At 34.7% G+C, this 6,748-nt stretch carries 9 protein-coding genes and 5 pseudogenes; 3 read left to right on the top strand and 11 right to left on the bottom strand.

Features of this window, described 5'->3' with window-relative positions; translation table 11 throughout:
* The 7 genes and pseudogenes from BUC45_RS00860 to BUC45_RS00835 form a co-directional block, all read right to left on the bottom strand.
* Positions 1-282: hypothetical protein (locus BUC45_RS00860; protein ID WP_296969483.1), on the bottom strand; the 282-nt coding region annotated here is incomplete at its 3' end.
* 148 nt (positions 283-430) lie between these two features.
* A pseudogene (locus tag BUC45_RS11930) lies at positions 431-586 on the bottom strand (site-specific DNA-methyltransferase); the annotation flags it as partial.
* Positions 586-1,266 carry a Dam family site-specific DNA-(adenine-N6)-methyltransferase gene (locus tag BUC45_RS00855; protein ID WP_296969480.1) on the bottom strand — a complete coding sequence of 227 codons (681 nt, stop codon included), beginning with the start codon at positions 1,264-1,266 and terminating at the stop codon, positions 586-588. The pseudogene BUC45_RS11930 and the gene BUC45_RS00855, both read right to left, overlap by 1 nt.
* Positions 1,267-1,542: 276 nt before the next feature.
* On the bottom strand, positions 1,543-2,013 hold the full coding sequence (locus tag BUC45_RS00850; RefSeq protein ID WP_013777951.1) for a hypothetical protein: 471 nt from the start codon (positions 2,011-2,013) through the stop codon (positions 1,543-1,545).
* The gene (locus BUC45_RS00845; RefSeq protein ID WP_231848322.1) at positions 2,010-2,459 is read right to left on the bottom strand and encodes a nucleotidyltransferase family protein; all 450 of its coding nucleotides are present in this window, start codon (positions 2,457-2,459) and stop codon (positions 2,010-2,012) included. Before BUC45_RS00845 ends, BUC45_RS00850 begins: the two co-directional genes overlap by 4 nt.
* A 39-nt stretch (positions 2,460-2,498) precedes the next feature.
* Positions 2,499-2,855: a DUF86 domain-containing protein gene (locus tag BUC45_RS00840; protein ID WP_296969478.1), complete on the bottom strand. Its 357-nt coding sequence runs from the start codon at positions 2,853-2,855 to the stop codon at positions 2,499-2,501.
* A 52-nt stretch (positions 2,856-2,907) separates the two neighbouring features.
* Positions 2,908-3,210, bottom strand: a complete 303-nt coding sequence (locus BUC45_RS00835; RefSeq protein WP_296969477.1) for a nucleotidyltransferase domain-containing protein — start codon at positions 3,208-3,210, stop codon at positions 2,908-2,910.
* 258 nt (positions 3,211-3,468) lie between these two features.
* On the opposite strand from BUC45_RS00835, the pseudogene BUC45_RS00830 reads away from it, so the two are divergent.
* Positions 3,469-4,257: pseudogene (locus BUC45_RS00830) on the top strand (DUF933 domain-containing protein); the annotation flags it as partial.
* Here BUC45_RS00830 and BUC45_RS11925 read toward each other — a convergent pair.
* Positions 4,255-4,407, bottom strand: a pseudogene (locus tag BUC45_RS11925) (hypothetical protein); the annotation flags it as partial. The pseudogenes BUC45_RS00830 and BUC45_RS11925 overlap by 3 nt on opposite strands.
* A gap of 314 nt (positions 4,408-4,721) precedes the next feature.
* Between BUC45_RS11925 and BUC45_RS00825 the strand changes: the two are divergent.
* On the top strand, positions 4,722-5,195 hold the full coding sequence (locus tag BUC45_RS00825; protein ID WP_296969473.1) for a hypothetical protein: 474 nt from the start codon (positions 4,722-4,724) through the stop codon (positions 5,193-5,195).
* Positions 5,196-5,204: 9 nt separating this feature from the next.
* Complete coding sequence (locus BUC45_RS00820) at positions 5,205-5,795, top strand: hypothetical protein (protein WP_296969472.1); 591 nt, start codon at positions 5,205-5,207, stop codon at positions 5,793-5,795.
* A 222-nt stretch (positions 5,796-6,017) separates the two neighbouring features.
* On the opposite strand, the pseudogene BUC45_RS11920 reads toward BUC45_RS00820, so the two are convergent.
* From BUC45_RS11920 to BUC45_RS11915, 3 genes and pseudogenes are all read right to left on the bottom strand, one after another.
* Positions 6,018-6,074 (bottom strand): annotated as a pseudogene (locus tag BUC45_RS11920) (hypothetical protein); the annotation flags it as partial.
* Positions 6,075-6,243: 169 nt separating this feature from the next.
* On the bottom strand, positions 6,244-6,429 hold the full coding sequence (locus tag BUC45_RS00815; RefSeq protein ID WP_296969470.1) for a hypothetical protein: 186 nt from the start codon (positions 6,427-6,429) through the stop codon (positions 6,244-6,246).
* 81 nt (positions 6,430-6,510) lie between these two features.
* A pseudogene (locus BUC45_RS11915) lies at positions 6,511-6,703 on the bottom strand (hypothetical protein); the annotation flags it as partial.
* Positions 6,704-6,748: the final 45 nt, after the last annotated feature.

The following is a 6,748-nucleotide window of genomic DNA, read 5'->3' as shown; positions in this document are numbered from 1 at the left end:
GGCGAAGCTGTGTATATCAAAATGCCTGCCATTTCCATATTCTCCTTCATATTCTTTACAAGTCATGAGTTTCTGTATAGCCTTATTTTTTTCTTCTTCATCCAGCACCCTATAGTAATTAAAAAAAGCATTAACTCCAATATCATTAGGAAATTCAAAAACATATTTCATGCCTTTGCCTCTAGATTGTGTGTCACCTCTAAGTAAAAATTGAATTCCTTCCATCGCAGCTTCCGAATTATTTAAACCTAGCTTTGAATTTCGCTTGTATTTCTCAACCAATAAATCTAAATCCTAAATAGTTTTCATTATCTCCTACTCCTTTTCTATACCAAAAAATACAAATATTTATATATTTCTACAATTATACCTAAAATCCTCCCTTGCAGTGAATATTTGAGGACGATCCATTTTTGGGGACGGAGGTAAATTATTTACTCAGTCCCATACTGTATCTTACCCTGCTTAAGTCTTCGCCCTTTTTGGGTTTTCTGAAAACAAACAAATGTTCATGCATTATCAGATAAAAATTATATTTTTCAACTTGGTGTTCCCAATATGGCGTAGACTTACAATTATTTGGTATCAATCATAATTTCTTATAACCAGTTCTTTAATACTGCCTCGCTTTTTGCCATCGCAGTTAATAGATCTTTTGGCATTTACTCGCTCGATTTTGAAGCCGGAATAAAGAACATCAAAAAAGTCATCATACATGTCTACATTTTTAGGATCGGAATTGCTTAGGATTAAAAAAGCACCTTTTTTATTTTGTCTGAATAAACCGTTAAAGCATGTTTTATTTAAAAATATCAAATAAGCTGCTCTTTTTATCCAATCGCTGTTATATGTTTCATAATTAAAATTATCCTGCTGATTATTATATTCATCTCTTGTTTTGTAATAATATTCTTTTCTATCAATTTCAGGTAGGTTTATATATTCATCTTCAATTCTTTCAAGTTCGTACATTAATTCTTGAACATCCTTTTGAATAACTTTATACCCGATAATTAATTCCTTGTTTATATCATAGAGAAATGACTCTTTCACCTCATAATTACTTTTTAAAAAAAAGAAAAAAGCACCACCACCTACAAAGGGTTCTACATATCTATCAATAGTTTTTGACGTCTTTATTTTCAGCGGCAACCTGCTGGCCAGCTCATTTAATAACTGGGTTTTACCGCCTGCCCATTTTAAAAACGGTTTAGCTTCTTTTTCAAGGTTTCCTTTTTCGTATAATTTTAATTCACTGTTTTTCATCTTTTATCACGTCCTAAGCTTGTACAGATCTTTTAGTCATTATATCATTAATTTTGTATGGGTAATTATTACGTCAAAAATTTACAAATTCCTTTTTATTCGGCCTATATGGCTGGCTTAAATATCTTTTTTCTACTTTAGTAAACTCAATGTTTAGTTCTTCTTGCATTTTGACTATGTCGCCAAATGCTTAGAAAATAGCGTTATTTCTCCTGTTAGATGCCAGTTATTTTCTTCCTAAAACAAAAAAACCGCAGAATGCGGTTCAAAATTCTTTTAAATGCTTTCAAGGAAAGTGCAAAAACTTTTTAGTTTCTCTTCGATTTTGCTGTAGACATCATCTAAGTTATCCACTAATGGTTTCATCTTCTCTGGAATAAAATTGTGGGCATATACATTTCTGACTATATGTCGAAATGCTCTATAATCATCCAATTTACTTCTTAAATCAACATCTATTACTGCTGGTCTTATTTTTGGAATATCTGCGGTCATCTGCCGTAGTAATTCTTGGTGCCAACTAGCTCCAGTCGGTATTGTGCCATCCATATTTTCTGCTATCAATTGGAAAAGTCGTTCTAGACCGCCATAAAAATCATGGAGGTTTAAAGCAGCACTATCTAATAATAAGGAATCTGATTGACTATAAGCTTTTTCCCATGCTGCTTTAGCACGTTCAACGCTTGAGTGGATCTCCGACATTTCCTGCTTTATTCTAGCTGAAAGAGTTAGATATCTGTTAATCATACTAGAATACCCCCCTTTTCAATATTCTCCCGTAATGAAGAGCTGCAGTCTTCAATATCTACCACGTCTATACTAAAATCCGATGCGAGAGAAGTTACTTCGCCCACGGATTTATAGAAAAGTTCAGGTGGAATCCCTTTGACAGCTATATCTATATCTGACCATAAATTAAACATTTCTTTATTTGCAAGAGAACCGAATACCCATACTTTTTCTGCTTTATATTTTTGATGAAGGATTGCAGCTGCTTTTTTGGCGATTCCCCAAGCTTTTTTATATCTTTTCTCCAGATATTGTTTTTTAACTTCAACGGTCTTTTTTAGGTGTTCTTTATATTGTATCATTTCTTCCGATGTCATTATCATCTCCTCATTTCTTTTGAAAATATTATGGTTCCAGTTTTTCTGATTAATTTCATCAATTGAATATACTTTTATACTTCCCATGAAGAATCTACACTACAGTCCCGAATAATTGATTATATCCTATAAAAATCTATAGATATCCTTTAAATCATCTTTTACAATTTTATATATTATTTTAAAATCTATATCGCCATATTGATGAGCTATTATATTTCTAAGACCCATCATATTTTTCAAGGGCTGTTTTAAATCTTCCCGTATTACTTTTTCTTTTGTAAGAATGTCTGCCATATCAGAAAAAACTGCCGGTTCTTCCATGCCTTCGTCAGAAATAATATGTGAGCATGTATCTATAGTATTTTGCAATAGTATGAAAAGATTATGGCAAACGATATCTTTCGTATCATCATCACTTAAAAATTCATCTAATGATATATTGCTCTTTAGGAGAATTCTGTCAATGTGGTATCTTATCAAATTTACTTTTTTAGAAAATAATCTCTCTATTTACCATTTAACAACTCTTCATTTATTCTTTTTTTTGTTGATTCATAATAATCCTTTGGTCTTGATAAAAATAAAAATTTCTCACTCTAAAATTAGTTAAGGTTTTCTGATCTTTGTTTTTTATAGGTATGCCATCGGTAAATATCTGATGATTTAAAAGCGGTGGGGCATCGTTCATGATTACTATATCAACAGGCATTTTTAGGGCCTGCTCCAGTTCACTTTTATAATTCATCTTCAATCTAAAGAAATCCTCTTCACAGGTAGGAGATAGATATATGCCCAAATCAATGTCACTATTGTTTCTTGCTTTATCTCTTGCCAAGGATCCGAAAAGGAAAGCAAAAACAATTCTTTCTTTAGATGAAGTGTATGCTTTTATTTATCGTGGTACGGACACTGCATGGAAATTCTAAAGTGCAATTATGCCATCATCCTTTATAATGGCGTCTTTTTATAAATTCTTTAAGAAGAAGCTGTACTTACTGAGAATATTATACCATAAAAATACATTTTTATATATAAAGTTTACTTTGTATCCTTCTTGTTGCCCTGTAATGCAGTTTTATCTACACTCTTTTGTATAGAATTCGTTGATATAGCAGACCTTGTTAAGGGAGCCAATCGAGGTGAGGGGCTTGGGAATAAGTTTCTTTCACATATTCGAGAGGTTGATGCAACTATCCATGTTGTTAGGTGTTTTGATGACCCGAATGTTGTTCATGTAGATGGAAATGTGGACCCAATAAGGGATATAGAGATAATTAATCTTGAGCGAATAAAAGATGCTCTTGAACGGAATTTGCCGGCACATTCGTTAGAATTTACTCCTGAGGAGCAGGAAATCGTAAAACATATGTTTTTGCTAACATCAAAACCTGTGATTTATGTGGCAAATGTCTCTGAAGATGATTTAATGTCAGGCGAGGAGAATGAATATGTAAAAAAAGTTGAAGAGTATGCTGCTAAAGAAGGTGCTGAGGTTATAGCAATCTGCGCTAAAATAGAGGCAGAGCTTGCAGAACTGGCTGAAGAAGAAAGGAAGGAACTGCTTACAGAATACGGTCTGGAAGAACCGGGGCTTGACAGGCTGATAAAAGCCGGTTATAAACTTTTGGGCCTTATAACCTTCTTTACTGTAGAGTCTAAGGAAGTCCGTGCCTGGACTATTAGCAAGGGCACTAAAGCACCTCAAGCTGCCGGTAAGATTCATACTGACTTTGAACGTGGCTTTATCCGAGCCGAAGTTGCGGATTATAATGTTATAATGGCTCATGGCAGTCAACAGGCCTTGCGGGGAAAAGGGCTGCTGCGCTCTGAAGGCAAAAATACGTCGCTTTATGTCATGACCCATTTCGGCAGTGTAGTAGTCGGTATGATTAAATGGCAGCACCAAGCTTTCGTAAATACACGATCCCAGCCGTTCGGACAGAGTCTGCCTCACAGGTTCAAACAATCCTTCATCCGGGGTGAAAACACTGACAATGGGCGTTGCCGGTTCCGGTGTTCTTACTTTTCCCATAACACATCCCTCTCCCCGACTGCAAAGCAGTCTTTAGTAAATCTTAGCAAAGTTAATATCACATTTTTATATTCTCTTCTACCGTTAATTATAGCATACCGAAGCCGTTGGCTTCAATCAAAGTAGTAAGAAGTCAGAATTCGGAACAGGCCAATCCTCACAAATAATTAAAAAGAATATAGACACCTCCCAAAGGGCTATGGCCCATCGCTCAATTGTGGTATAATCCACACGTGCTCTATGGCACACTTTGCATCTAAAATACATTAATATCGGAGACTAAATCTCCCTGAGCGAACGGATGAGGTGTCTATATGAAGATTATAAAGAAATATCAAGATAAAATCAATGGAGTTTTAAGTACATTTGATAGGATAATTATTAAAGGTCATATCCGACAGTTTTATAGTCCTTCAGGTAAACGTCATTTTTTGAGTGCGAACAATATTCTATACAAAGATTTTGGATCATATGCTAACAGGGTAACAGAAGATTTGAAAAATCATATTAAACAGTTGACTGATAAAGTAAATCGGCCATACATATACTTAAATTCATCTAAAATATCTAAGGAAGCTACTGCGCTAAAAGCTCTTAAAGATAATCCTATAGAATCAGGCTTAATTTGTACAATTGCAACAGTCGAGTTGTGTTCTTCCCTTCAAGCAATACCGAATAAAGAGACTCAGAAATTGGAACTAAGAAATGTAAACCGCAAATGTTTATATTTCTACTTCTACTTTCTTGATTCAGAGTTTGGTTTCATGCATATTAAACTACAATCATAGTTTCCATTTATGGTTCAGGTATATATAAACGGCAGAGAGTATCTGGCAAAAAAATTAGATAAAGAGGGTATTGAATACAGGCGATATGATAACAGTTTTACATATATTTCAGACATAGAAAAAGCACAGGAAATAGCCAATAAAATAGAATCAGTTAAGCTTACCGGCAGGCTGGATGCAATTGTTTCAAAGCTAAATCCATATTTATCTACTATACAGGATACCTTTAGTATGGGGTATTATTGGTGTGTAGACCAGTGTGAGTATGCAACCGATATAATGTTTAATAACCGGAAAGATTTAGAGGAGATTTATCCCTCTCTGGTTGAACATGCGCTGGATTCCTTGGCAGATGTAGTCCCTGCAGGTGAAATTATTAAAGAGATAGAAAATGTTACTCAAAGAAAAAGGAGAAACAATAGATACCAGTCAGGTTTTAATGTTTGGTCCCCTGAAACGAGTTTAATGTTCTCTATAATAAGATGCACTCCGAAAAAACTCCCGCATAAAATACTCTTCTATAATCGTTGGTATACCTGGCTTAGGGTGCTTGTGCTTATAAAAAACTTGGTTTTTTTGTTTGTTGTTGTAGGACAATAATATAATGTCAACATTAATTTCTTCAAGATATTGCAATGCTGTATCAAATTCTCCAATATCCAAGTATAACTGAGCCAATATAGCAAAGTTTGCCGAATTTGTTTTTTCTACATACTTGTCAAAAAATTCTCTTACAGTTCCAGGCTTTTCATTTTTAACAAATATCTCAAAAAGTTTCCTGAAGACCTGTCCATAGCCGGGTTTTGCTATAAGCAACTTGGTGTATTCTTGTACAGCATCATGCAGTTGACCTAATTTTTCATAACAAAAAGCAATCATATATCTTGCTTTGTAACTTCCGCATCCATGAACAATATCCAATCAGATTTGGCATGTTATATAGCAGTATTTCGCGCTTTGCTGAAATCATCCTGCCACTTTTCATGTATCACTCTTGCGCCAAGGCTTTCAGCTATCTCCCTAAATAATTATTTAAGAGTTTATCAAACTACTTATTTGCTTCAACAATATTATATAAGTATTCTTCCCATTTCTTCGCTATAATTTTTGCATCAAAATCCAGTGCTGTCTGCCTGCCTCGTTCCGATAATAATTTTCTTAATTTTCCGTTGGAGATTAATTCGATTATTCCATACGCTAAGGAATCAATATCTCCCGGTTCAATTAACAGCATTTTTATATTAAATCTTCACGCAAGTAATGAGTATTTTCGTCTTCTACATAATGTGGCAGATGTAGCACTTCTACCGCCTTGTTATAGCCCTCCCAAAAACCCAAGGTTTCTGTCTTCAATGGTTCCTACGACAGCTGCCCTATCCAAAAATGAATTTGCGATTTCACAGCTTGTTTCTGGAAGAATGGCGCAGCTGTGACATGCGGCGTAATTCAAGGAAAAGGCTTCCTTCGGAGTCAGGCGAAGCTGTGTATATCAAAATGCCTGCCATTTCCATATTCTCCTTCATATTCTTTACAAGTCATGAGTTTCTGTATAG

It is taken from the genome of Tepidanaerobacter sp. EBM-38 (genome assembly GCA_001896545.1).
In the GTDB taxonomy this organism is placed as follows: domain Bacteria; phylum Bacillota; class Thermosediminibacteria; order Thermosediminibacterales; family Tepidanaerobacteraceae; genus Tepidanaerobacter.
This window is presented reverse-complemented; position numbering and strand designations above follow the sequence as displayed.